This is a genomic window from Photobacterium damselae, assembly GCF_003026815.1.
Classification (GTDB): domain Bacteria; phylum Pseudomonadota; class Gammaproteobacteria; order Enterobacterales; family Vibrionaceae; genus Photobacterium; species Photobacterium damselae.
Genome location: NZ_PYOG01000004.1, coordinates 192,446 through 215,421 on the forward strand (window position 1 = coordinate 192,446; position 22,976 = coordinate 215,421).

Consider the following 22,976-nt stretch of genomic DNA (forward strand, 5'->3'; position numbering starts at 1 on the left):
AACAGTGTTTACAATTCTTCTTAGGATAGCAAATTTAAACTAAACCCATCCTTGATAGACTAGAAAAAATCGCGGCGAATACATCATTAAAGAGGATTTATTTACTTAATAACTTCCCTTTTGCAGCTCATACCGTCAAAATTAAAGACTTACATTTAATGACAGATATTCACCTTAACTAACATAATGACCGAGATAAGCTCTGAAAATGACGAGCCCAAAGCATTATTTGGCTAAATCTCACGTTATGATTAGTTTAAATACCAAATTACTTGCTGTTTAAAGGGATAAAAATGCTTGAAGCCGTTGTTCTACTCTGTGTTGGATTAGCTCTACTTGTTTGGAGTGCAGACCGTCTTGTATTCGGTTCTGCGGCACTTGCAAGAAATATGGGCGTTGCTCCTCTTGTCATCGGTATGACCATTCTAGCTATGGGCTCTTCTGCTCCTGAAATGATGGTGTCGGCAACAGCGGCTCTTGCAGGTAAAACAGATACTGCAGTAGGAAACGTTTTAGGTTCTAACATTGCTAACATCGCCCTAATTTTAGGTGTAACAGCGATGCTAAAGCCTTTGGCTATCGGCTCAACCATTATCCGTCGTGAGTTACCACTTATGTTAGTGGTTACTTTGATTGCTGGCGCTTTGCTGTGGGATAACTATCTGGGCTTTGCTGAAGGCGTATTACTTCTTGTTCTGTTTGTGCTGTTTCTTTTAGCTATGCTTTACATCAGCAAAAAAGCAAAACAAGAAGGCGATGTAATGGTGGATGAACAAGAGTCAGAGATCCCACAGAATGTAAGTAATACCGCCTCTTTCATTTGGATTATTGTTGGTCTTGCTTTACTGCTTTACTCTTCTGATATGGTCGTTGAGTCAGCGGTTACTATCGCAAAATACTATGGTATGAGCGATTTAGTTATCGGTTTAACTATTATTGCCGTCGGTACTAGCCTACCAGAGTTAGCTGCCTCTGTAGCCAGTGTGCTTAAAGGTGAAGACGATATGGCAGTAGGTAATATCATCGGCTCTAACGTATTTAATATTTTAGCCGTAATGGGCATTCCTGGTATTTTAAACCCTTCAGCAATCAGTCCATTAGCTATGGGACGTGATTTCTATGTTATGTTAGGGGTATCGGTTCTACTACTGATTATGGCGCTAGGGAAAAACCGTCGTATTAATCGTGTAGAAGGCGGTATCCTATTGATCTGCTTTATCGCCTATCAAGCATATCTGTTCTATAATCTTGCCGCTTAATAATAAGAGAGGACTTATGCCAAAATTCGACTTTTGTGCAAATGGCCTACGTGTGATCGAAACTGAAATTCACGCGTTGAATAATATTCGCCAATATATTAACCAAGATTTTGCTAATGCTTGTGAGCTCATATTGAACTGTAGCGGCAAAGTAATTGTTATGGGTATGGGTAAATCAGGTCATATTGGTAATAAAATAGCGGCAACACTTGCCAGTACAGGAACCTCAGCATTTTTTGTTCATCCAGGAGAAGCCAGCCATGGTGATTTAGGAATGATCAAAAAAAATGATGTTGTCATTGCGATTTCAAATTCAGGGGAAGCCTCTGAAATATTGGCTTTGCTGCCTGTAATTAAACGTCTTGGTATCCCTCTTATTGCTATGACGGGTAAACCCGAATCTAGCATGGCGAAACTGGCTCAATACCATTTGCAAATCACTGTCGATAAAGAAGCATGTCCTCTTAATCTTGCACCAACTTCCAGCACAACGGCAACTCTGGTTATGGGAGATGCGCTGGCTATTGCGATTATGGAAGCGCGAGGTTTTACGGCCAACGATTTTGCCCTGTCTCATCCAGGTGGGGCATTAGGTAGAAAACTACTGATGCGAATCTCAGATGTCATGCACAGTGGTGATGATCTGCCTATAGTTACAGAACACGCAACGATTAAAGATGCCTTACTAGAAATTTCTCGTAAGGGTCTGGGTATGACTGCGATTGTTGATAATGAACAACAGCTCATTGGGATCTTCACCGATGGCGATCTACGCCGTTTGCTGGATGATCATATTGATATTCATAACACCACCATTGGTACCGTTATGTCTCGTAATCCAAAAACCATTTCACCACAGCTTTTAGCCGCTGAAGGTCTAAAATTAATGGAAGATAAAAAGATCAATGGATTACTAGTAACTGAACAAAGCTGTTTAGTCGGCGCACTCAATATGCATGATTTACTTAAGGCTGGAGTTATCTAATGTCACAACTTGTTGAAACCATTTATGGCTCTGTCAGTCAAAATGTCTTTAACCAGGCAAAACAAATCCAACTGCTGATTTGTGATGTTGATGGTGTCTTTTCCGACGGCCGTATCTATATGGGCAACAATGGTGAAGAGCTGAAAACTTTCCATACCCGAGATGGTTATGGGGTTAAGTCTCTAATGAATGCGGGGATCCAAGTTGCGATCATCACAGGTCGACGTTCAAATATCGTTGAAAACCGCATGCAAGCACTAGGGATTGAACATATTTATCAAGGACAAGATAATAAATTAACAGCCTATCAAGATATTATCGATAAGCTCGCAATCGAACCTCAGCATATTGCCTATATCGGTGATGACCTAATCGACTGGCCTGTTATGGCAAAAATAGGCCTCTCAGTTTGTGTTGCTGATGGACACCCCCTTCTTGCTCAGCGTGCTGATTTTATCACTCGAATTCAAGGCGGCTATGGTGCAGTACGAGAAGTTTGTGACCTCATCTTGGAAGCAAAAGGTGAACTAGATAAACATAAAGGTTTAAGTATATGACCTTAAAAAGGTTGTGCTATCTACTGGTTGTATTAGTCGCTGTATGGTCTGGTTATTACTTGCTGCAAAAACACTGGCAGAGTGATGACCAAGTTACTATTGATAGCGAAAAACCGGTATTTACAGGCGATGTGGTTAGCAATACATCGTATAACGAAAAAGGGATACGAAGCTACCAAATTGACTCTGCTCATATTGAGCACTTTAGTATTAGTGGCAACACCACCTTCAGCAAACCTGTCCTTTGGGTCTACCAAGATGGCAGTAAAACTGAATGGCGAGTCAGTGCAAATGATGCCCTGTTAACTCAAGACCAAGTGCTAGAAATGAAAGGTAATGTGCGTATTTTTAACTTATTACCTGAATCTGCGATCCAAGTGATCAGCACAGATAATCTACGCTTAAACTTGGTCAATAAAGATTTCGATACTCAAGATCACGTTGTTATTACTGGTACTAGCTTTGAGAATGAAGGCGATGGTTTAAAAGGTAATATGGATCGCAATGTGGCAACACTACTTAATAATGTGAAAGGTATATATGAAACACCTAAAGATTAGTACTTTACTGTGCCTGCTATGCCTAAGTACATCAAGCTGGGCTCTAAGCACAGATACAGAAAAACCGATTCATATCAGCTCAGATAACCAAGAGCTAGATATTCAGAAAAACATTGTAACGTTCACTGGTAACGTTGTATTGCGTCAGGGTTCTATTGATATTCGAGCGAACAAAGTGGTTGTGACTCGCCCACAAGGCAAAGAAGGTCAAGAAACTATTGATGCTTACGGTACACCAGCAACATTCCACCAAGTAATGGACGATGGTAAGCCTATTGATGGTAGTGCTCGCAAAATGCGTTATGAAACTGCAACAGAATTTCTAAAAATGTCTGACCATGCAGTTCTTACTCAAGACGGCAGTGAAATCAAAGGTAATGTCATCACCTATAAAATTGATGAACAACGTCTAATGGCGAAAAGTGGTAGCAAAGAGCGTGTAACAACGATTTTGCAACCAAACCAATTCAACAATAAGAAGAAATAACACTCTGTTATGGCAATTTTAAAAGCGGAACACTTAGCAAAAAGCTACAACGGTCGTAAAGTCGTCTCCGATGTAAGCTTACAAGTTGAATCGGGTAAGATTGTTGGTCTGCTCGGCCCAAATGGTGCAGGTAAAACCACCTCTTTTTATATGATTGTCGGCCTTGTTGCCCGTGATGAAGGTGCCATCACCATTGATGACACTGATATCAGCTTACAACCGATGCATAACCGCTCGCGTATGGGTATTGGTTACTTGCCACAGGAAGCTTCAATTTTTCGTCGATTGAGCGTCCACGATAACTTAATGGCGGTATTACAGACCCGTAAAGAATTGACCAAACAAGAGCGTCAAGATAAGTTGGAAGAACTGCTTGATGAGTTCAACATTCAACATATCCGTAATAGTATGGGTATGGCGCTATCAGGTGGTGAACGTCGTCGTGTTGAAATTGCACGAGCTTTAGCGGCTAATCCGAAATTTATTTTATTAGATGAGCCTTTTGCAGGTGTTGACCCAATTTCGGTTATTGATATTAAGAAAATCATTGAGCATCTGCGCGATCGTGGTCTAGGCGTCTTAATTACCGACCATAACGTTCGTGAAACTCTGGATGTTTGTGAACATGCTTATATCGTAAGTCAGGGGCAGCTCATTGCAAATGGTACGCCAGAACAAGTACTTAACGATGAACATGTGAAACGAGTGTACTTAGGTGATCAATTCCGTTTATAAAAACAATAAATAATCGTCTAATATCATATACAACCATACCAATAAAAATAACGACAGGTGAAGATAGCGACATGAAGACATCTCTCCAGCTCAAGCTTGGCCAACAATTGGCAATGACGCCACAATTGCAGCAAGCCATTCGCCTGTTGCAACTTTCGACCTTAGATCTACAGCAGGAGATCCAAGAAGCTCTCGATGCCAATCCCCTTCTTGAGTTAGAAGAGAATCTTGCTGATAACGAAGAAAATAAACCTTCGGACTCTGATTATTCAGACTCTCACGATGAGATCAAAGACAGTGAATCTTTTGATACCTCAGAAGTAATTGAACAACAAGAGATGCCGCAAGACTTACCTGTCGATACAACTTGGGATGATGTCTACAGTGCCGGAACCGGTAGCACAGGTATTGCCCTTGATGACGATATGCCTATCTATCAAGGGGAAACGACCGAATCGCTGCAAGACTATCTGATGTGGCAGGTCCAATTAACCCCATTTAGTGACACCGATCTGGCTATTGCCACTGCTATTATTGATGCGGTTGACGATCAAGGTTATCTAAGTTGTTCAAGCCAAGATATTCTTGAAAGCTTAGGTGATGATGAAGTAGAACTTGATGAGGTTGAAGCTGTTCTTAAACGCATTCAACAATTTGACCCGCTTGGAGTTGCCTCCCGTAACTTACAAGAATGTCTTCTGCTACAACTTGCGACCTACGCACCAGAAACCCTCTGGCTTAATGAAGCCAAAATGTTACTATCTCAACATATCGATTTATTAGGCAATCGCGACTTTCGCCAATTAATGCGAGAAACTAAGCTCAAAGAGGCAGAACTTAAAGAAGTAATGCAACTGATTCATGGCTTAGACCCACGACCTGGCAATAGAGTGGTTGCAACGGAAACCGAATATGTGGTACCAGATGTATCCGTCTATAAAGACAACGGTAAATGGGTCGTAACCATCAATCCAGATAGCGTGCCACGAATTAAGGTTAATGAGCAATATGCTGCCCTGAGTAAACAGACGCGCAATAGTGCTGATAGCCAATTTATTAAAACCCATTTGCAAGATGCTAAATGGTTAATTAAGAGCTTAGAAAGCCGCAACGAGACATTACTAAAAGTAGCTCGTTGTATTGTTGAACACCAACAGGACTTCTTCGAATATGGTGAAGAAGCAATGAAACCTATGGTGCTTAACGATATCGCCTTAGCGGTTGATATGCATGAATCAACCATTTCTCGAGTTACGACTCAGAAATACATGCATACACCACGCGGTATTTTTGAACTGAAATATTTCTTCTCCAGTCATGTCAGTACGGATAGTGGTGGTGAATGTTCATCAACAGCCATTCGTGCTTTAGTAAAGAAACTGGTTGCCGCTGAGAATCAAAGCAAACCTCTTAGTGACAGCAAGATTGCAACATTACTGGCAGAGCAAGGGATCATGGTCGCACGACGGACAATTGCTAAATATCGTGAATCTCTTGGTATTCCGCCTTCGAATCAGCGAAAACGTCTGATCTAGAAGCCCTAGTTCAGACCCAACAAAAGGAAGATGTCTATGCAAATTGTAATTACTGGACACAATGTTGAAGTGACTGACGCTCTTCGTGAATACGTAACAACTAAGTTCGATAAACTGGATCGCTTTTTCGATAAAATAAACCACATTCACGTGATCCTTAATGTGGAAAAATTACAGCAGGTGGCTGAGGCGACTTTGCAGGTAAATGCGGGAGATATCCACGCTAAAGCGGATTCAGATAACATGTATTCCGCCATTGATGCTCTGACGGATAAACTGGTTCGTCAGTTAAATAAACATAAAGAGAAACTCAATAGTCATTAACCATGCAACTGAGTAACGTATTAAGCATAGACTGCACCAAAAGTGCAGTCTCATGCTCAAGTAAAAAACGCGCCCTAGAGATCATCAGTGAAATCGCTGCTGAACATTTAGATCAAAATCCTCAGCCCCTATTTGATTGCATGCTCAATCGTGAAAAAATGGGTACAACGGGGATTGGTAATGGTATTGCAATACCTCATGGGCGTATCAATAACAGCGATAAAGCTATTGCAGTGTTTATTCAATCGCAAGAACCCATTGAGTTCGATGCTATTGATAATCAACCTGTCGATCTGCTTTTTGCCCTACTTGTTCCTGAAAATCAGTGCTCTGAGCATCTAAAAACACTCTCTGCCATTGCTGAAAAACTCAGTGATAAACAGCTTTGTAAACAACTACGTTGTGCGCAAAGCGATGAAGAGTTATACCAACTCATCACCCATGAATCATAACCCTCTCATCCAGACCACCATTGAGGTAATCGCACCATGAGATTAATGGTTGTTAGCGGCCGCTCCGGATCAGGGAAGTCTGTTGCATTACGCGTATTAGAAGATTTAGGTTACTACTGTGTTGATAACCTTCCTGTTAACCTACTTACCCAATTTATCGAAACCATCGGCGACGAGCAGCAAGATGTCGCTGTCAGCTTAGATGTTCGCAATATGCCAAGCGACACCCAGGCATTGGAGATGATCCTTAATGACCTGAGTAATAAAGTTGACCTTAATATCCTCTTCCTTGATGCCGATAACAAAGAACTCGTTAAACGCTATAGCGAGACTCGCCGATTGCATCCCTTGTCTCGTGATAATATGAGCTTAGAACAAGCCATTTTATCTGAATCTAAAATCATGGAAGTGATTAAAGAGCGTGCAGATCTGGTTGTTGATACCACTGGGAAATCAATTCACGATCTCAGTGAAACTGTTCGTAGCCGTGTTCTAGGCCGTGAATCTCGTGAGTTAATCCTTGTATTTGAATCATTTGGATTTAAATATGGATTACCAACAGACGCTGACTATGTCTTTGATGTTCGATTTTTACCAAACCCTCATTGGGTGCCAGAATTAAAGCCCCAAACAGGATTAGATGAAGGCGTAAAAACCTTCCTAGCCAGTCATGCAGAAGTGAATCAGTTGATCTACCAAGTTCGTAATTTCATTGAAACTTGGTTACCTATGCTAGAAAAAAATAATCGCAGCTATGTCACTGTGGCTATTGGTTGTACTGGCGGTCAACATCGCTCGGTTTATATAGCGCAACAGTTGGCAGAGTATTTCCAGCGTAGTGGTCAGCAAATTCGCATTCGCCACCGTACTTTGGAAGGTAAAAAATGACGACCAGTCGCCAAGTCTATATTAAGAATCGACTCGGTTTACATGCTCGCGCAGCCATCAAAATTGTAGAAACGGCACAAAGCTATCAAGCAACGATTACACTCTGTAATGGTGAAAAATGTGCAACTGCTGACGGAGTGATGGGCTTATTGATGCTAGAGTCAGCTCAAGGCCAGCAAATTACCGTTTCAGCTCAAGGTGAGCAGAGTGAACAAGCTTTGACTGCCATTTGCCATCTGATTGAAGCTGGATTTGACGAAGAAAGCTGATCTTCTGGGGTTCTTAATATCAAACTCTGACTAAAAAGACAGCAAAAGAGAAATGCGGCGAAAATCGTTAAGTTAGCCGACAAATGCAGAGAAAGTTATTACTTAGTGGTATAACTTTCTCTTTTTTATTCTTATCATAAAACACCATTCAAAATTTTTATGCGCTTGTCTTGATTTCTAATGAGACAATCACTCATTTATTACGTTAAAATTCAGATTATTGCGCCATTAATTTAAAAACAACAGTGGGCCTAATACCTATGGCGGACGTATTAGAACAAGATCAAACCCATCAAACATTACAAGAAGTTAATAAAGCTCTCGAAAGCGGGATGTTTGTCCATGTACGCCGAATGCTTCAGGATATGGAGCCGGAGGACATTGCTCACCTTTTAGAAGCCTCTCCACCAAAAGAGCGTCAAGTGCTGTGGCAGTTGACGGATCCGGAAGAGCAAGGTGACATCCTAGAAGAGCTATCTGAAGATGTAAAAGATGGTATCGTCTCACAAATGGATCCAGAGAAACTGGCGGCCGTTACTGAGGGGATGGAAAGTGATGACATCGCATACGTATTGCGTAGCTTACCTGATGATAAATATCAGGAAGTATTGGCGCAAATGGATGCAACAGATCGTCATCGAATCGAAAAAGCACTAGCCTACCCTGAAGATAGCGCTGGCGGCATTATGAGTACTGACTTCATCACAATTCGTGGTGATGTCTCAACCGATGTTGTATTGCGTTATCTTCGTATGCGAGGCGAACTTCCAGAAGCCACTGATACTTTGTATGTGGTTGATGAAGAAGAAAAACTGATTGGTCATATCTCTCTGTCAACTCTGGTTACTACACAGCCTGATGTTGAAATTAAAGATGTGATGGACGATACAGATGAAGCCATTCCTGTGGATATGGACGATGGTGAAATCGCCAATCTGTTTGAACGTCGTAACTGGTTATCCGCTCCGGTTGTTGATGCCAATAATCAACTGGTTGGCCGTATTACCATTGATGACGTGGTTGACGTAATCCGTGAAGATGCTGAGCACTCAATGATGAGTATGGCGGGTATGGACGATGACGAAGATACCTTTGCCCCAGTATTAAAATCGGCAAAAAGTCGTAGTATCTGGCTTGGTGTTAACGTATTAACCGCTCTAGCTGCCGCATCTGTCTCCAATATGTTTGAAGACACGCTATCAAAAATGGCTGCTATTGCTGTTTTAATGACCATTGTTCCTTCAATGGGTGGCGTTGCTGGTAACCAAACTGTCGCACTGGTAATTCGTGGTTTAGCTGTTGGTCATATCGGTGATTCCAACACTCGTTGGCTACTGAGTAAAGAAGCACGAGTTGGCCTTATTAATGGTCTTCTATGGGCATTAATTATCGGTGGTGTCGTGGTTCTGTGGAAAGGCAATCTGATTCTCGGAGCCATTATTGCAGGTGCAATGCTTACCAACCTTTTCGTGGCAGGTGTTGCTGGTGTGGTTATTCCAATCATGCTTAAGAAGCTAAAAATCGACCCAGCGCTTGCGGGGGGAATGGCTTTAACAACCTGTACCGATATTGTCGGCTTATTTGTATTCTTAGGTCTTGCGACCGTATTTTTACAATAATCTAGACCCAATCAAGTTGTTAAAAAGGCCCAAGGAGAATACTCATTGGGCCTTTTGTTTTATTCCATCACAGAAAGTTTTTCGAAAAGCTTCTGCTACTCACCAGCAATCTTCATCGAGTCTAATAAGATAGAACCCGTTTGGATTTGGCTGCGAGTTTCAATATCTGAACCTACCGCCACGATATTTTTCATCATGTCAGCTAAGTTACCAGCAATGGTTATCTCAGAAACAGGGAATTGAATTTCACCATTTTCAACCCAAAAACCTGCTGCACCACGGGAATAATCGCCAGTAACAATATTAACGCCCTGTCCCATAAGCTCGGTAACCAACAGACCTCGATCCATTTTTTTCAGCATTTGAGTAAAGTTTTCACCCGTAGAGCTTACTAACCAGTTATGAATACCACCAGCATGACCTGTTGGCTGACGATTCATTTTACGAGCCGCATAACTGGTTAATAGGTAGGTCGCTAACTGACCATCTTTAATGATCTCTAAATCTTTAGTTGCTAAGCCTTCGCTATCAAACGGCGTACTTGCCATACCACGTAAGATATGTGGACGCTCACTGATATTTAGCCAATTAGGGAAAATTTCTTCACCTAACTTATCTAATAAAAAAGACGACTTACGATATAGGTTCGCACCACTGATACCCATCACTAAATGACCAAATAGTCCCGTTGCGATATCGGCGGCAAACATTACAGGAGCTTCGCGTGTTGATAATTTTTGTGCATCAACGCGACCCACAGTACGCTCTGCTGCGTGGCGACCCACTTTTTCAGGCGTCCACATATCGCAAGCACGACGAGCCGTGGTATAGCTGTAATCGCGCTCCATTTCGCCATTTTTACCTTGAGCAATCACACAACAACTGATGCTATGACGGCTAGAAGCATAACTGGCTAACATGCCATGGCTATTACCATAAACACGAATACCATAGTGGCTGTCATAGCTCGCACCGTCGCTCTGCTTAATTCGAGGATCATAAGCCATCGCAGCTTCTTCTGCGGCAATGGCGATTTCAGCAGCGCGATCTGGTTCTGGCTCATCTGGGTGGAACAGATCTAAATCTGGAATATCTTTTGCCATCAACTCTTTTGGACCAGGCCCTGCAAAAGGATCTTCCGAGGTGTAGCTGGCAATATCTAATGCTGCAGCGACCGTTTGAGCAATGGCATTTTCACTAAGATCAGAGGTAGATGCGCTGCCTTTACGCTGACCGCGGTACACAGTAATACCTAAAGCACCATCGCTGTTAAACTCAACATTTTCCACTTCACTCAAACGAGTTGAAACGCTGATGCCTGTTGTTTTATTAATAGCAACTTCAGCGGCATCGGCTTTTTGTCCAGCCATTTCAAGGGCTTTGGCAACAGCAGCTTCAAGCTCAACACGCTGCTGAGCTACCTGTTCTCTTACGTCCATACTTTTCTTTTCTCGGAATTGGCATTATTAGTTATAGAATAATGGAATTTACGCCCAAAATCGTTATTAAACTGATAAAATAGAATCATTAACCCCCTTAGTGAGCCCATTATGAGCCGTAAAAACAAAAAAGCCCCTTGGGAAGAAGAAGAGGAAATCATCTGGGTAAGTAAATCCGAGATGAAGCGCGACATGGAAGAGCTGCAAAAAATTGGTGAAGAGCTGGTAGAGCTTAAACCAAATGCCCTTGCCAAAATGCCTCTTGATGAAGATATGATGGACGCAATTAAAGACGCACAACGCTTTACGAAAGAAGCTCGTCGTCGTCAGTTGCAGTACATCGGTAAGCAGATGCGTTTTATTGATCTAGAACCAATTGAAGCAGCTCTAGATAAACTACGTAATAAGCACTCTCAACAAACCGTGATGTTGAAAAAGCTTGAGCAAAAACGTGATAAATTGATCGAAAACGGAGACAGCATGATCAATGCTATCTTAGTTGATCACCCTCACGCAGATCGCCAGCACTTACGTCAATTGGTTCGCCAAGCAGGTAAAGAGAAGGCACAACAAAAACCAGGCAAAGCATTTAAAGAGATCTTCCAGTACCTAAAAGAGTTGTACATTCAAGACTAATTAAATGTTGAATCTGTAGTGTTTACCTATTCAAAAACAAAAAATGCCAGTATCCAATAAGGAGCCTGGCATTTTTTTATTCAGAAGTTAACTCGCAACTATTGAGTGCCACCCACAGTCATGGAATCTAACTTCAAGGTTGGTTGACCAACGCCGACAGGAATACTTTGGCCGGCTTTACCACACACACCAACCCCTTTATCGATCTGAAGATCATTTCCGACCATAGAAACTTGCTGCATAGCTTCAATACCACTACCCACAAGCGTTGCACCTTTAATAGGAGTTGTGATCTTACCGTTTTCAATTAAGTAAGCTTCTGATGCTGAGAACACAAATTTACCGGAAGTAATATCAACCTGACCACCACCAAAGTTCGGGGCATAGATACCTTTTTTCACACTAGCAATGATTTCTTCTGGCGAGTGCTCACCTGGTAACATGTAAGTATTGGTCATACGAGGCATTGGAAGATGTGCATAAGACTCACGACGACCATTACCGGTTGGAGCAACACCCATTAAGCGAGCATTGTGCTTATCTTGCATGTAACCTTTAAGTTTACCGCCCTCAACCAACACATTGTATTGGCCTGGAGTACCCTCATCATCGACATTAATAGATCCACGCAGATCCGGTAGTGTGCCATCATCAACAATAGTACATAGTGATGATGTGACTTGCTCTCCAAGCTGTCCACTGAACATAGAAGAGCCTTTACGGTTAAAGTCCCCCTCTAAGCCATGACCAACCGCTTCATGCAACAATACGCCAGGCCAGCCTGCCCCTAATACCACAGGCATAGTTCCAGCTGGTGCTGCTTGTGCTTCTAAACTTACTAATGCTTGACGAATCGCTTCATCGGCAAAATGTAACGCAACACTCTTACCATTTTCATCTTCTGCTAAGAATGCTTGATAGCCATAACGACCACCGCCACCAGCACTGCCACGTTCGCGTTTGTCGCCACGCTCAACTAATACGCTAATCGATAAGCGAACCAATGGGCGAACATCAGCAGCATAAGTACCATCAAGGCCTGCCACTAAAATCTGTTCATTAACACCATTAATGCTAACTGAAACCTCAGTCACCAAAGGTTCTTTAGTGCGAATATAGCTATCAATTTGCTGCAATAATTCAATTTTCTGCTGCTTATCCATCGTTGTTAATGGATCGACAGGTGCATAAATACCACTCGCCGTAACGGGAACAAAAGCTTGTACCTGAGCACTACGACCTTGACGCGCAATACCACGAGCCGCTTTTGCACTTTGCTCTAGAGCTAATAGATTGATCTGATCAGAATAAGCAAAACCTGTTTTCTCACCAGAAATCGCTCGAACCCCAACACCACGGTCAATATTAAACGAACCGTCTTTAATGATGCTGTCTTCAAGAACTAACGATTCATGCCAGCAAGATTGGAAATAGATATCAGCATAATCCACATCTCGAGTAGCAATCTTAGCTAGAATAGCTTGTAACTCGTCTTGACCCATATCAGCCTGAGCCAACATGGTCTTTTCTACTGTGTTTAGGGTCATTCAATAACTCTTTTAATTGAGAGGCTGAAGATGCAAACGGGCATGATCAACCACAGGCATATTAGTTCGAATTGTTTTTGTTAGCTGCGGATCAACATGTGCCGTAATGACACCCGTTCCTTGTTGCTGACACACGACAACTTGTCCCCATGGATCAATCACCATTGAATGACCCCAGGTTTCTCGGGATTCGTTATGTTCACCCCATTGTGCAGCAGCGATTACCCAACATTGGGTTTCAATCGCACGTGCTCGTAATAAGACTTCCCAGTGCGCTTTTCCTGTTACACGAGTAAAGGCCGCTGGTACCACAATAATATCAGCACCTTGCTCTCGCAGTGCCGTATATAACTGTGGGAAGCGCACATCATAGCAGATACTCATGCCAATGTTGCCAAATGGCGTACTGACGACTTTTATTTCATCGCCAGGCTTAAAGGTATCTGATTCTCGATAGCTATGGTGTTGATCGGCCACTTCAACATCAAACATATGCAGTTTATTGTAATGTTCGTGTAATCGACCCTGATCATCATAAAGTAAAGCCGTGGCTGTCACCGCACCATCTTGCTGACGAATAGGCATTGAGCCAATTAATAACCAGATACCTAATTGTTTTGCAAAGTGAGCGAGTTCTGTTTGAATAGGACCATCATTGAGTGGCTCTGCAACTTTGTGATAATCCTCTTTGCTACCAAAGACAACTGTATTTTCGGGTGTCACGATCAGTTTGGCACCTTGCAGTTGTAAGCCTTTCAATTTTTTCTTTAGCTTTAATAAATTATGCTCAGGATCTGCCCCTGAGTTCATCTGCACAATCCCAACTTTAGTCATGGCTAATATCCTTTCCAACTTTACTTTCTACTGTTTGGTTTCCGGAAGTTTATACTCCCCTTGAAAACGTGAGCGTTCGGTAACAACAGGATCATCTATTTTTCCGTGAACATAGTAATTCACTTGAGTAAAGACATCTAACACAGGTGACAGTGCGGTTGAGATAGCAAATACATACAGTGCCGTTTGTGGTGCAACAGCAAATGCCGTCAGTACAGGAATACCCGAAGTAAAGTCAGGTATGAATTTCACATTCGCATCAACGGTTTCTTTCACTAAGTTCGCTTGACCTTTAATCGTCATATCGCCAGCTAACGCCTTCATGGTCAAATCTTTCGTGATAAAAATACCGTTCTTAATATCACCAGAGCCTTTGATGTAGTCAAAAGCCAAACCATTTTCAAAAATGCCAGAGAAATCGAGCTGCATTTTGCGAATAATGGAATCAATACTAAACAAACCGAGTAAGCGACCTGCGCCACCTACACCACTAATAATGCCTTTACCCGTTTTCGTTTTAACTTGTCCTGTTAATGTTTCTCGTCGAATCTGCCATGGCGTACCTTGCCATGACGCTGATAGATTAGTTTTAAATGAAGCGTCTTGAATACCACCAGAGATACCTAATCGCCCCATTAGATCTGTACTGTCTTCCCCTTTAATTTTTGCACTAAGCTGGGTCGTACTCGTATTTCCTTTAATCTGCCATGCACCTTGCATATTCAAAGCCATGGCTCCTGTTGTTACTGAAAATTTAGGTAGCGTTAAACTACTGCCTTTCTTAAGCAGCTGGCCTTCGACTTTACCTAAGCGATACCCTTGCAGCCAAGCATCGGCTATAGATAAATTGATATTAGGCATCGCACTCATTACCGCTCTATCTTGAGCTGATACATGAAACGGCTGTGCTGTAATTTTGTAAGGCTCGCGAAACAGTTTATGAGACTTATCTAATCCTGGAATGGTTAAAAATAACCGTTTTAGATTAATATTTAATTGATTAGGTGCGTGCCAATTTCCTGTGCCAGTCGCTTCTCGGCTAGCGAGATTTCCATGCCAATTAGCGCCGTTTCTTCGGGCCGTAAGCGTGACATCATGCCACGGCATTTGGCCAACAATCAGTTGTTTTACCTGCCCATTAATCTGTGTCGGTAAGGGAATTGATGGCACTGTTCTTGGTTCACCTTGCTGTTTTGCTAGGGCAAAAGAATGGTTAATACTAGATAGCACATCCAGCCAATCATCCAAGTTTACCTGCTCACTATTAATGTCAATGCGCTGACCCAATAACGGCCAAGGCAGCAGTTGCTTCTTACCAATGGCCGCATAACTGGCAACAATGTGTGGTTTATTGGTTTGTAAATTAAGTCGCATCTGATAGTTCATATCTGGCAACTGCGCCGTTACATCCACTTTTTCCTTGTCACCTTGTGCTTTTACTGTGACATATTGCTGCTGTTTTGGAGCGGCAATGTAGGCTAATGGATACGGTAACTTACTAATAATATTAGCTAAGCCAGCTTTCAGATCAACATCATAACCAAACCCTGTGTCATTTAGATGAACGGCAACATGAGATTGCCACTGACTGCTACCAGAAACTTGTTCAAGTAACGGATCTTGCCATTGTTTTTGCAGTGGAGATAGTTGCCAATCACCAGCCAAATCAACCAATACTTGATAGCCTTCATCTTGATTAGCACCACTAAAACTCAAATCAATCGGCTGTTGCAATAAACGCCCACTGAAGCCTTGAGCTAAGATCTTATCATCATGAAAATTAAGCTTACCCGATACGTTATCAAGTTCGATATTTGGCGTTTGCAAAGCAACTCGGTTCTTATTCAACAACGCATAGCCCGTTACACCGACTTGGCTACCATCATAAGGAATATCCAAACTAAATTGAGAACTGACTGGCCCACTAACTTGTACTGTTGTTAAGGCGGCACCAACAGAATCAACTAAAGGTGTAGCCAACATATAATCTCGAACAGCACTGCCATCAGCAGCCACATCAATATCTAGTTTTAAGTGGCCATCACTGGCAAGCTTAGATGCTCCCGTGACACGATGTCCAACCGCTCCCATTGTTTTGACATGATGAGAATCGAGATACATCCAATCATTTTTAAAGACTAAATCCAGCTGCAAATCCGTCAATTCTGGCCACGCAGTATCGAAAATAAAACGAGCCTTTTTAAGGGGAACATCAACCTGAAAAATACCATTATGGTGGCTGTATGGAAAATCTTGTAGCGCGCCATACCACAGTAGTTTTGCCCCTTTTGCCTCCCCGCCCCGGATCGCTCGTGAAAGGTAATCAGTGAGCTCAGTACCAAGTGCAGGAATAGGTAAATAGCGCCATGTTGCCCCCGCATTTTTAACATCAACATCGCCATAAAATGACAACCATGCAGGCTGTTGATAAGGAAAATCAAGGCGAAAAACACCGTTGGCAGCAAGATCCGGAGTCGTTACGGCAAGATGATCACTCCATAATCGCCAACTTCCATCCTTATCAACCTGCCAATAGCCTGTCACATTAGCTTGTTTAATATTAAGTGGAGCTTGAAAGATTCCTTGATAAGGCAGTTGATCATCGGTCAGGCTCAATTGCACTTTGCCTTGCTGCAAACTACCAGACACTTGTCCATTAAGTTTGTGAATTCCGGGGATCAATTGCCACTGCTTAATTGCGACATGGGAGAAATCAGCAGAAAATTGCGGTTGCTGACCTTGTTTATCCGATACTCGTAGTTGAGAGATCAAACCTTGAGGCTTCATTGCGGTAACCGTTTTGATCGCAGGCAACTCTTGAGGAAATAAACCGAGTAAAGGTCGTAGTCGAGCTAAATTGAGATCAGCAATTTGCAACTTCCAATCTTGAAGCTGGTATTGACGATTAAGATTCACATTTGCTTGAAGATTCAATTGCGGCCAAGATTGACCATCGGTAGTGACAGCAAAATCATTTGTTGAGATATACCACTGATTGCTGCTTGGCTCTGAGTTTAATGGCGCTAAAGAAACCACACCTCGCTTGAGTTTAAACTGATGGGAGACTTGATTTTGCTGCCACGCTATATCAATTGGCCCTAACGCCAGCGTGCTCTGTTCGATAAGACCTTGCTTAACATTAATCCAACTTTCAAAGCTCACTTCACTGTTTTTGATATCCGCAATGTTAGCAAATGTCTGGTGCAACCAAGGTGTCACTGCCAACTTTGAAGCTTGAACGTAGAACTGCCCAGTTATCGAAGACAAATCACCCTGCTCAGAGAAATCAGCCATGACTTTTAATCGACTCAAATGGCTGTTAGCAACACTAACAGTACCTTCCGCTAAGTGATGACCTGCGTTATTGCGCCAATTAAGATCTGATATATCCAGTTGCTGCGATTTGCCCGATGGGGTGTATAAGGTAATTTGTGAATGCTGGAGAGTAAAACGGTCAAGGCGCACTAAAAATAGCTGTTCTAACTTTTCAGCCCAGCTTTTAGTTTGCTTCTCTTGCGTCTTTTTTTGTTTAGGCAGTTGAGTGAGATCAACCTTGAGTTGATTGATCTCAATATCTTTAAATACAGGTTTGGCTTGAAGTAGACTTTGCCAAAAGTTAAGTGCAACAGAAACTTGCCCAATAGAGACAATTTGTTGCGTCGAATCTTCGCGGTAAAGAGCGACATTTGATAACGTAAATTCAGGGCCGGCATTAAACCAGCGACCGTTGACTGTCCCGACCGAAATAGGCAAGCCAATCTGCTGCTCAGCCCACGCGGTTAATTGCGGCTGATAACGGTCAATATAAGGAAGCGTGACTCGCAACCCAGTTATAGTAATGGCGGAAAAAACAGCTCCGCCAACAATTAGCCACAATAAGGCTCGGGCTAACTTAGTGGGTATGCTTGTCACGCAAAGAATCCTCTTACATCATCACGACATCAAACTGCTCTTGAATATAAAGAGGCTCGGCTTTAATTTTCACTTCTTTACCAATGAAAACTTCTAGCTCAGCAAGTGCATGATATTCATCACCCGATAATGCATCTGCGACAACAGGTGAAACATAAACAACAAAACGATCGGCGTCATAAGCGCGGTTAACACGAGTGACTTCACGTAAAATCTCGTAACAAACACTCTCAACTGTTTTCACTGTGCCTCGACCTTTGCAGGTTGGACAAGTACCACATAGAACATGTTCAATACTTTCACGAGTTCTTTTTCGCGTCATCTCAACTAAGCCAAGCTGAGTAAAACCATTAATGTTGGTTTTTACCCGATCGCCCGATAACGCTTGCTCTAATGCTTGTAGAACTCGACGCTGATGATCTTCACCTGCCATATCGATAAAGTCGATAATGATAATGCCGCCAAGGTTACGAAGACGCAGCTGGCGCGCAATGGCTTTGGTTGCCTCAATATTGGTGTTAAAGATCGTTTCTTCTAAATTACGACGACCAACGAACGCTCCCGTATTGATGTCTACCGTTGTCATGGCTTCAGTTTGATCAATAATAAGGTAGCCACCAGATTTCAGTTCAACCTTACGATCCAAAGATCGCTGGATCTCATTTTCAGTGTCGTACAGATCAAAAATAGGTTGGTCGCCAGAGTAATACTCAATATTTTCCGTTACTTCAGGAACAAATTCATCTGTAAATTCTTTCAATTTATCAAAGGCTAAACGAGAGTCGACTTTGATATTATGAATTTCAGTTCCCACGAAATCACGTAGAATACGCTGAGCTAAACCCAGTTCACCATAGAGCATTGAACGCGTTTTATATTTTGCGCGACGCTCAATCACTTTACGCCATAAATGCTTTAAAAATGCTGCATCTTGGCTGAGTTCTTCATCCGATGCTCCTTCAGCAGCAGTACGAATAATAAAACCACCCAAATCATCGCAATGTGGCATCACAATTTTTTTCAGACGTTCACGTTCATGTTCACTTTCAATACGTTGTGAAACACCAACATGACTCGCCCCAGGCATAAAGACCAAATAGCGAGATGGCAACGTCACATCTGTTGTTAAACGTGCGCCTTTGGTACCTAAAGGATCTTTGACCACTTGAACCACAAGATCTTGGCCCTGACGCACTAGCTCAGAAATATCACGAACCTGAAACTGCTGTTTTTCGTTCTCTGCTACACATTCAGTATGAGGAACGATATCAGAGGCATGCAAAAACGCCGCTTTATCTAAACCAATGTCGACAAATGCCGCCTGCATACCGGGAAGAACTCGGCTCACTCGGCCTTTATAAATATTGCCAACAATACCGCGTTTAGATTCACGTTCAATGTGGATCTCTTGCAAATTGCCATCTTCAATCATAGCGACACGAGTCTCACTCGGTGTCACGTTTATTAGCAGCTCAGTGCTCATGGTTGCCTCTATTTTGATAAACTTAAAAATTCTTGCACCATGATGTCGGTTTCCACTAAAGGTAGCCCCATCACAGCATAATAACTGCCATCAATTCGTTCGATAAACTTACCGCCAATCCCTTGGATACCATAACTGCCCGCTTTATCTTGTGGCTCTCCACTTTGCCAATAATTTTTAATTTCGTTGTCAGACAAAGTTTTAAACCACACATCAGTGATAACGAGGCGAGTTTGTTGGCGTTCTTGTGTTGCAACAGTTACCGCGGTCATAACTTGGTGTTTACGACCCGATAATAGCTCCAACATCCGTTTTGCATCATTAAAATCAATGGGCTTTTCAAGGATTGTATCATCAACCACAACAATAGTATCGGACCCAATCACAGGAGTGTGACCATCTGTAACAGCAACTCCGGCCAAAGCTTTATCCTTTGCCAATCGTTGTACATATTGCTCTGGTGTTTCACCCGCTTGATGGCACTCTTCTACATCAACAACCGCACGTTCAAATTGGTATCCCAACTGAGTTAATAGCTCTTGTCGACGAGGTGAACCTGATGCTAGGTAGACTTGAATGGTTGATGACATTGTTAGAATTCCTTAAATAACAAAAAGGGAAGCCAATACCAGCTTCCCCTTTAAAATTTCAATCTGTTAACTAGCGTATTGCCAATTTACGTCTAACTCGACGCAGTAGCAAGAACAGCCATGGCCAGAGTAAAAAGTTTAAGACAACGGCCCATAACTGCTGTGGTTCGAATGTAATATCTGAGACTAAATATTCAGCCCAGAACTCAATCAGTTTACCTGCAACACTAAGTAGCGCCACAATAACCGCTTGCTGCCACAACGACAAATTTCGTAATACTTGAAAGTTAAGCGCCACAATATAGCACAGGATTGACATCATCAACCCTCGAACACCTAACGTAGAGCCCAACATCAAGTCCCACAGCAAACCAACGATTAACGCGGTTCCTACATTCACTCGATGAGGCAAAGCCAGCACCCAATAAAAGGCAACTAACATAACCCAAGAAGGACGAAACGGTTCAAACGGTCCCGGCCAAGGTGCTGTTTGTAGGATCAGAGCCAGAATAAAAGAGATCCAAATCCAAATTCGGCCATGAGCATAACTAGTGGACATTGGTCACCTCTTTTTTTGCTTTTGGCTTATTAGGTTCTGTTGGAATTGGCTCAACTTTTGGCGATGCTACTTGAGCTGCAACGGTTGGAATAACAGTTGATGCCGCCACATCTTGGTCTGTCTCTTTATGTTGAGGCGTTGGCCATACTAAGAGTAGATATCGTAAGCGATCAAAATTCACACTTGGACGAGCTTTTACTTGTGCAAACGGACGTTTGTTATCAAAAGAAAACTCCGTTACATAACCAACCGGATATCCTTCAGGGAAGCGACCACCGAGACCTGAGGTTACTAGCTTATCGCCCACTTGGATATCGGTACTACTTGGAACATGCTCAAGCTGAATTTCATTCGACTGTCCGGTGCCAGAGGCAATTGCTCGAATATCATTACGAACCACTTGAACCGGAATGGCATGCATAGGGTCAATCAACAACAATACCCGGCTGTTATGTGCGCCAACGTAAGAGACTTGACCAACAACGCCGTTTTCATTGATAACAGGCTGACCTTCATACACACCATCGATGCGACCTTTATCTATCATCACCTGATGACTGTACGGATCGGAATCAACGGCCATAACTTCGGTAATCATCTTGCGCTCATCTCGCACAAATGGAGAACCGAGTAAATCACGTAATCGCTTGTTTTCTTGCTTTAATTGATCGAGCAATAAGACGTTACTTTGCATCACCAACAAGTCACGTTTTAGGGCTTTATTTTCTACCAATAGGGTTTGGCGAGAGCTAAATTGGCCTGACATGCTATCAAGCAACTCTCGTGGCAGATTCGCGGCATACTGTAACGGGGCTATTGCAGAGTTTAAAAAGTAACGAACATTTGCAAAGGCATCAAGACGACTATCGGCTAGCATCAAGCCAGCCGATAGTAATATGGCAAGAAACAGGCGTAATTGCAGAGATGGGCCTCTGCCAAAAATAGGTTTCATCTAACACTATCACCTGTTTTTTTGTGCGCTAGGGTTGGCATTTATTCCTCGCTGAAGAGGTCGCCACCATGCATATCAATCATTTCTAGGGCTTTACCGCCACCACGAGCTACACAAGTTAGAGGATCTTCGGCAACAACAACAGGAATACCTGTTTCTTCTGTTAGCAGACGATCAAGATCGCGTAATAGTGCACCACCACCGGTTAGTACCATACCACGCTCAGAAATATCAGAAGCAAGCTCTGGTGGACACTGCTCTAGTGCAACCATAACTGCAGAAACGATGCCAGTTAGCGGCTCTTGCAGTGCTTCTAAGATTTCATTTGAATTTAGAGTAAAGCTACGAGGCACACCTTCTGCTAGGTTACGACCACGAACTTCAATTTCACGAACTTCATCACCAGGATAAGCAGAACCGATCTCATGCTTAATGCGTTCAGCCGTTGCTTCACCGATTAGGCTGCCGTAGTTACGACGTACATAGTTGATGATCGCTTCATCAAAACGGTCACCACCGATACGTACAGATGATGAGTACACAACACCATTAAGCGAGATAACAGCAACTTCTGTTGTACCACCACCGATATCGATCACCATAGAACCTGTTGCTTCAGATACTGGCATACCAGCACCGATAGCTGCAGCCATTGGTTCATCGATAAGATAAACTTCACGAGCACCAGCACCTTGAGCTGATTCACGAATCGCACGACGCTCAACCTGGGTAGAACCACATGGAACAGCAACAAGCACACGTGGGCTTGGGCGTAAAATACTGTTGTCGTGCACTTGCTTAATAAAGTGCTGTAGCATTTTTTCAGTCACGTAGAAATCGGCAATTACACCATCTTTCATTGGACGAATCGCAGCAATATTGCCAGGCGTACGTCCTAGCATTTGTTTTGCATCATGACCAACAGCCGCAACACTCTTTGTTGCACCGGCGCGGTCCTGGCGAATTGCTACTACTGATGGTTCATCAAGAACGATGCCCTGTCCTTTGACATAAATAAGGGTATTGGCTGTACCCAAGTCAATAGACAGGTCATTAGAAAACATGCCACGAAGTTTTTTAAACATAGTCTTCGGCTAATCCTGCAAGCTCAAAATTCGGTAAATTGCGCTAAATGTATCAAGTGGAGTTAGTTGAAACAAGGCAAGGATTGTCAAACCTGCCACAAGATCCGCAATTTCTTTGTCAAAATGTCCAGAGAGCGGGAATTCGGCTCTCTAAACTGAAAAATTCTACCTTTCATCATTGGTCGGGGCGGTTAATTACCTTGCTTAATCTGCCCGCATACCAACTCAAGGTTACTCAAATACTGACGTCCATCACTGAGAAGGACAAA

The 22,976-nt window shown here is 42.7% G+C and carries 22 protein-coding genes; 13 read left to right on the forward strand and 9 right to left on the reverse strand.

Annotated elements, in window-relative coordinates:
• Positions 1-293: 293 nt before the first annotated feature.
• The 12 genes from CTN07_RS06510 to mgtE all read left to right on the forward strand — a co-directional run bounded on the left by CTN07_RS06510 (position 294) and on the right by mgtE (position 9,670).
• Positions 294-1,259 carry a calcium/sodium antiporter gene (locus CTN07_RS06510; protein WP_005303686.1) on the forward strand — a complete coding sequence of 322 codons (966 nt, stop codon included), beginning with the start codon at positions 294-296 and terminating at the stop codon, positions 1,257-1,259.
• 16 nt (positions 1,260-1,275) lie between these two features.
• Entirely contained in the window at positions 1,276-2,244 is a 969-nt protein-coding gene (locus CTN07_RS06515) for a KpsF/GutQ family sugar-phosphate isomerase (protein WP_005303683.1), read from the forward strand.
• Positions 2,244-2,801, forward strand: a complete 558-nt coding sequence (gene kdsC, locus CTN07_RS06520; protein WP_005303680.1) for a 3-deoxy-manno-octulosonate-8-phosphatase KdsC — start codon at positions 2,244-2,246, stop codon at positions 2,799-2,801. Before CTN07_RS06515 ends, kdsC begins: the two co-directional genes overlap by 1 nt.
• The gene (gene lptC / locus CTN07_RS06525) at positions 2,798-3,361 is read left to right on the forward strand and encodes an LPS export ABC transporter periplasmic protein LptC (protein WP_005303677.1); all 564 of its coding nucleotides are present in this window, start codon (positions 2,798-2,800) and stop codon (positions 3,359-3,361) included. The genes kdsC and lptC overlap by 4 nt, the downstream gene beginning before the upstream one ends.
• Positions 3,342-3,848 carry a lipopolysaccharide transport periplasmic protein LptA gene (lptA, locus tag CTN07_RS06530; protein ID WP_036764766.1) on the forward strand — a complete coding sequence of 169 codons (507 nt, stop codon included), beginning with the start codon at positions 3,342-3,344 and terminating at the stop codon, positions 3,846-3,848. The genes lptC and lptA overlap by 20 nt, the downstream gene beginning before the upstream one ends.
• 9 nt (positions 3,849-3,857) lie before the next feature.
• Positions 3,858-4,583 (forward strand): LPS export ABC transporter ATP-binding protein, encoded by a 726-nt coding sequence (gene lptB / locus CTN07_RS06535; protein ID WP_005303670.1) that lies wholly within the window; start codon positions 3,858-3,860, stop codon positions 4,581-4,583.
• Positions 4,584-4,696: 113 nt separating this feature from the next.
• Positions 4,697-6,118, forward strand: a complete 1,422-nt coding sequence (locus tag CTN07_RS06540) for an RNA polymerase factor sigma-54 (protein WP_373921403.1) — start codon at positions 4,697-4,699, stop codon at positions 6,116-6,118.
• Positions 6,119-6,154: 36 nt separating this feature from the next.
• On the forward strand, positions 6,155-6,442 hold the full coding sequence (hpf, locus tag CTN07_RS06545; protein ID WP_036764763.1) for a ribosome hibernation promoting factor: 288 nt from the start codon (positions 6,155-6,157) through the stop codon (positions 6,440-6,442).
• Between the two features lie 2 nt (positions 6,443-6,444).
• Positions 6,445-6,894, forward strand: coding sequence for a PTS IIA-like nitrogen regulatory protein PtsN (gene ptsN / locus CTN07_RS06550; protein WP_036764760.1), 450 nt, complete (start codon positions 6,445-6,447; stop codon positions 6,892-6,894).
• A 36-nt stretch (positions 6,895-6,930) separates the two neighbouring features.
• Positions 6,931-7,782, forward strand: coding sequence for an RNase adapter RapZ (gene rapZ / locus CTN07_RS06555; protein ID WP_005303663.1), 852 nt, complete (start codon positions 6,931-6,933; stop codon positions 7,780-7,782).
• A complete protein-coding gene (locus tag CTN07_RS06560) occupies positions 7,779-8,051 on the forward strand; it encodes an HPr family phosphocarrier protein (RefSeq protein WP_036764757.1) in 273 nt (90 codons plus the stop codon). Before rapZ ends, CTN07_RS06560 begins: the two co-directional genes overlap by 4 nt.
• A 260-nt stretch (positions 8,052-8,311) precedes the next feature.
• Positions 8,312-9,670, forward strand: coding sequence for a magnesium transporter (gene mgtE / locus CTN07_RS06565; protein WP_036764754.1), 1,359 nt, complete (start codon positions 8,312-8,314; stop codon positions 9,668-9,670).
• A 95-nt stretch (positions 9,671-9,765) separates the two neighbouring features.
• On the opposite strand, the gene pmbA is transcribed toward mgtE, so the two are convergent.
• The gene (gene pmbA, locus CTN07_RS06570) at positions 9,766-11,109 is read right to left on the reverse strand and encodes a metalloprotease PmbA (protein WP_005303654.1); all 1,344 of its coding nucleotides are present in this window, start codon (positions 11,107-11,109) and stop codon (positions 9,766-9,768) included.
• Positions 11,110-11,220: 111 nt separating this feature from the next.
• On the opposite strand from pmbA, the gene yjgA reads away from it, so the two are divergent.
• Positions 11,221-11,745 carry a ribosome biogenesis factor YjgA gene (gene yjgA / locus CTN07_RS06575; RefSeq protein WP_005303652.1) on the forward strand — a complete coding sequence of 175 codons (525 nt, stop codon included), beginning with the start codon at positions 11,221-11,223 and terminating at the stop codon, positions 11,743-11,745.
• A 98-nt stretch (positions 11,746-11,843) separates the two neighbouring features.
• Here the strand turns inward: yjgA and tldD are convergent, their stop codons facing one another.
• The 8 genes from tldD to mreB all read right to left on the reverse strand — a co-directional run bounded on the left by tldD (position 11,844) and on the right by mreB (position 22,707).
• Positions 11,844-13,292: a metalloprotease TldD gene (gene tldD, locus CTN07_RS06580; protein WP_005303649.1), complete on the reverse strand. Its 1,449-nt coding sequence runs from the start codon at positions 13,290-13,292 to the stop codon at positions 11,844-11,846.
• A gap of 12 nt (positions 13,293-13,304) precedes the next feature.
• The gene (locus CTN07_RS06585) at positions 13,305-14,126 is read right to left on the reverse strand and encodes a carbon-nitrogen hydrolase family protein (RefSeq protein ID WP_005303645.1); all 822 of its coding nucleotides are present in this window, start codon (positions 14,124-14,126) and stop codon (positions 13,305-13,307) included.
• Positions 14,127-14,153: 27 nt separating this feature from the next.
• Positions 14,154-18,038: a YhdP family protein gene (locus CTN07_RS06590; RefSeq protein WP_005303642.1), complete on the reverse strand. Its 3,885-nt coding sequence runs from the start codon at positions 18,036-18,038 to the stop codon at positions 14,154-14,156.
• Between the two features lie 13 nt (positions 18,039-18,051).
• Positions 18,052-19,521: a ribonuclease G gene (gene rng / locus CTN07_RS06595; RefSeq protein ID WP_005303638.1), complete on the reverse strand. Its 1,470-nt coding sequence runs from the start codon at positions 19,519-19,521 to the stop codon at positions 18,052-18,054.
• An 8-nt stretch (positions 19,522-19,529) separates the two neighbouring features.
• A complete protein-coding gene (locus CTN07_RS06600) occupies positions 19,530-20,111 on the reverse strand; it encodes a Maf family protein (RefSeq protein WP_005303635.1) in 582 nt (193 codons plus the stop codon).
• Between the two features lie 70 nt (positions 20,112-20,181).
• A complete protein-coding gene (gene mreD / locus CTN07_RS06605; RefSeq protein ID WP_036764751.1) occupies positions 20,182-20,670 on the reverse strand; it encodes a rod shape-determining protein MreD in 489 nt (162 codons plus the stop codon).
• On the reverse strand, positions 20,660-21,622 hold the full coding sequence (gene mreC / locus CTN07_RS06610; protein WP_005303632.1) for a rod shape-determining protein MreC: 963 nt from the start codon (positions 21,620-21,622) through the stop codon (positions 20,660-20,662). The genes mreD and mreC overlap by 11 nt, the downstream gene beginning before the upstream one ends.
• 41 nt (positions 21,623-21,663) lie before the next feature.
• Positions 21,664-22,707, reverse strand: a complete 1,044-nt coding sequence (gene mreB, locus CTN07_RS06615; protein WP_005303629.1) for a rod shape-determining protein MreB — start codon at positions 22,705-22,707, stop codon at positions 21,664-21,666.
• Between the last annotated feature and the right edge of the window lie 269 nt (positions 22,708-22,976).

Excerpts from the sequence above, each read along its gene's own strand:
- CTN07_RS06560 (WP_036764757.1), top strand. The coding sequence starts at position 7,779 with ATGACGACCAGTCGCCAAGTCTATATTAAGAATCGACTCGGTTTACAT.
- CTN07_RS06510 (WP_005303686.1), top strand. The coding sequence starts at position 294 with ATGCTTGAAGCCGTTGTTCTACTCTGTGTTGGATTAGCTCTACTTGTT.
- mreB (WP_005303629.1), bottom strand. The coding sequence starts at position 22,707 with ATGTTTAAAAAACTTCGTGGCATGTTTTCTAATGACCTGTCTATTGAC.
- CTN07_RS06600 (WP_005303635.1), bottom strand. The coding sequence starts at position 20,111 with ATGTCATCAACCATTCAAGTCTACCTAGCATCAGGTTCACCTCGTCGA.
- tldD (WP_005303649.1), bottom strand. The coding sequence starts at position 13,292 with ATGACCCTAAACACAGTAGAAAAGACCATGTTGGCTCAGGCTGATATG.
- kdsC (WP_005303680.1), top strand. The coding sequence starts at position 2,244 with ATGTCACAACTTGTTGAAACCATTTATGGCTCTGTCAGTCAAAATGTC.
- ptsN (WP_036764760.1), top strand. The coding sequence starts at position 6,445 with ATGCAACTGAGTAACGTATTAAGCATAGACTGCACCAAAAGTGCAGTC.
- rng (WP_005303638.1), bottom strand. The coding sequence starts at position 19,521 with ATGAGCACTGAGCTGCTAATAAACGTGACACCGAGTGAGACTCGTGTC.
- lptC (WP_005303677.1), top strand. The coding sequence starts at position 2,798 with ATGACCTTAAAAAGGTTGTGCTATCTACTGGTTGTATTAGTCGCTGTA.
- pmbA (WP_005303654.1), bottom strand. The coding sequence starts at position 11,109 with ATGGACGTAAGAGAACAGGTAGCTCAGCAGCGTGTTGAGCTTGAAGCT.
- mgtE (WP_036764754.1), top strand. The coding sequence starts at position 8,312 with ATGGCGGACGTATTAGAACAAGATCAAACCCATCAAACATTACAAGAA.
- CTN07_RS06540 (WP_373921403.1), top strand. The coding sequence starts at position 4,697 with ATGACGCCACAATTGCAGCAAGCCATTCGCCTGTTGCAACTTTCGACC.
- mreD (WP_036764751.1), bottom strand. The coding sequence starts at position 20,670 with ATGTCCACTAGTTATGCTCATGGCCGAATTTGGATTTGGATCTCTTTT.
- CTN07_RS06585 (WP_005303645.1), bottom strand. The coding sequence starts at position 14,126 with ATGACTAAAGTTGGGATTGTGCAGATGAACTCAGGGGCAGATCCTGAG.
- lptA (WP_036764766.1), top strand. The coding sequence starts at position 3,342 with ATGAAACACCTAAAGATTAGTACTTTACTGTGCCTGCTATGCCTAAGT.
- mreC (WP_005303632.1), bottom strand. The coding sequence starts at position 21,622 with ATGAAACCTATTTTTGGCAGAGGCCCATCTCTGCAATTACGCCTGTTT.
- rapZ (WP_005303663.1), top strand. The coding sequence starts at position 6,931 with ATGAGATTAATGGTTGTTAGCGGCCGCTCCGGATCAGGGAAGTCTGTT.
- yjgA (WP_005303652.1), top strand. The coding sequence starts at position 11,221 with ATGAGCCGTAAAAACAAAAAAGCCCCTTGGGAAGAAGAAGAGGAAATC.
- hpf (WP_036764763.1), top strand. The coding sequence starts at position 6,155 with ATGCAAATTGTAATTACTGGACACAATGTTGAAGTGACTGACGCTCTT.
- CTN07_RS06515 (WP_005303683.1), top strand. The coding sequence starts at position 1,276 with ATGCCAAAATTCGACTTTTGTGCAAATGGCCTACGTGTGATCGAAACT.
- lptB (WP_005303670.1), top strand. The coding sequence starts at position 3,858 with ATGGCAATTTTAAAAGCGGAACACTTAGCAAAAAGCTACAACGGTCGT.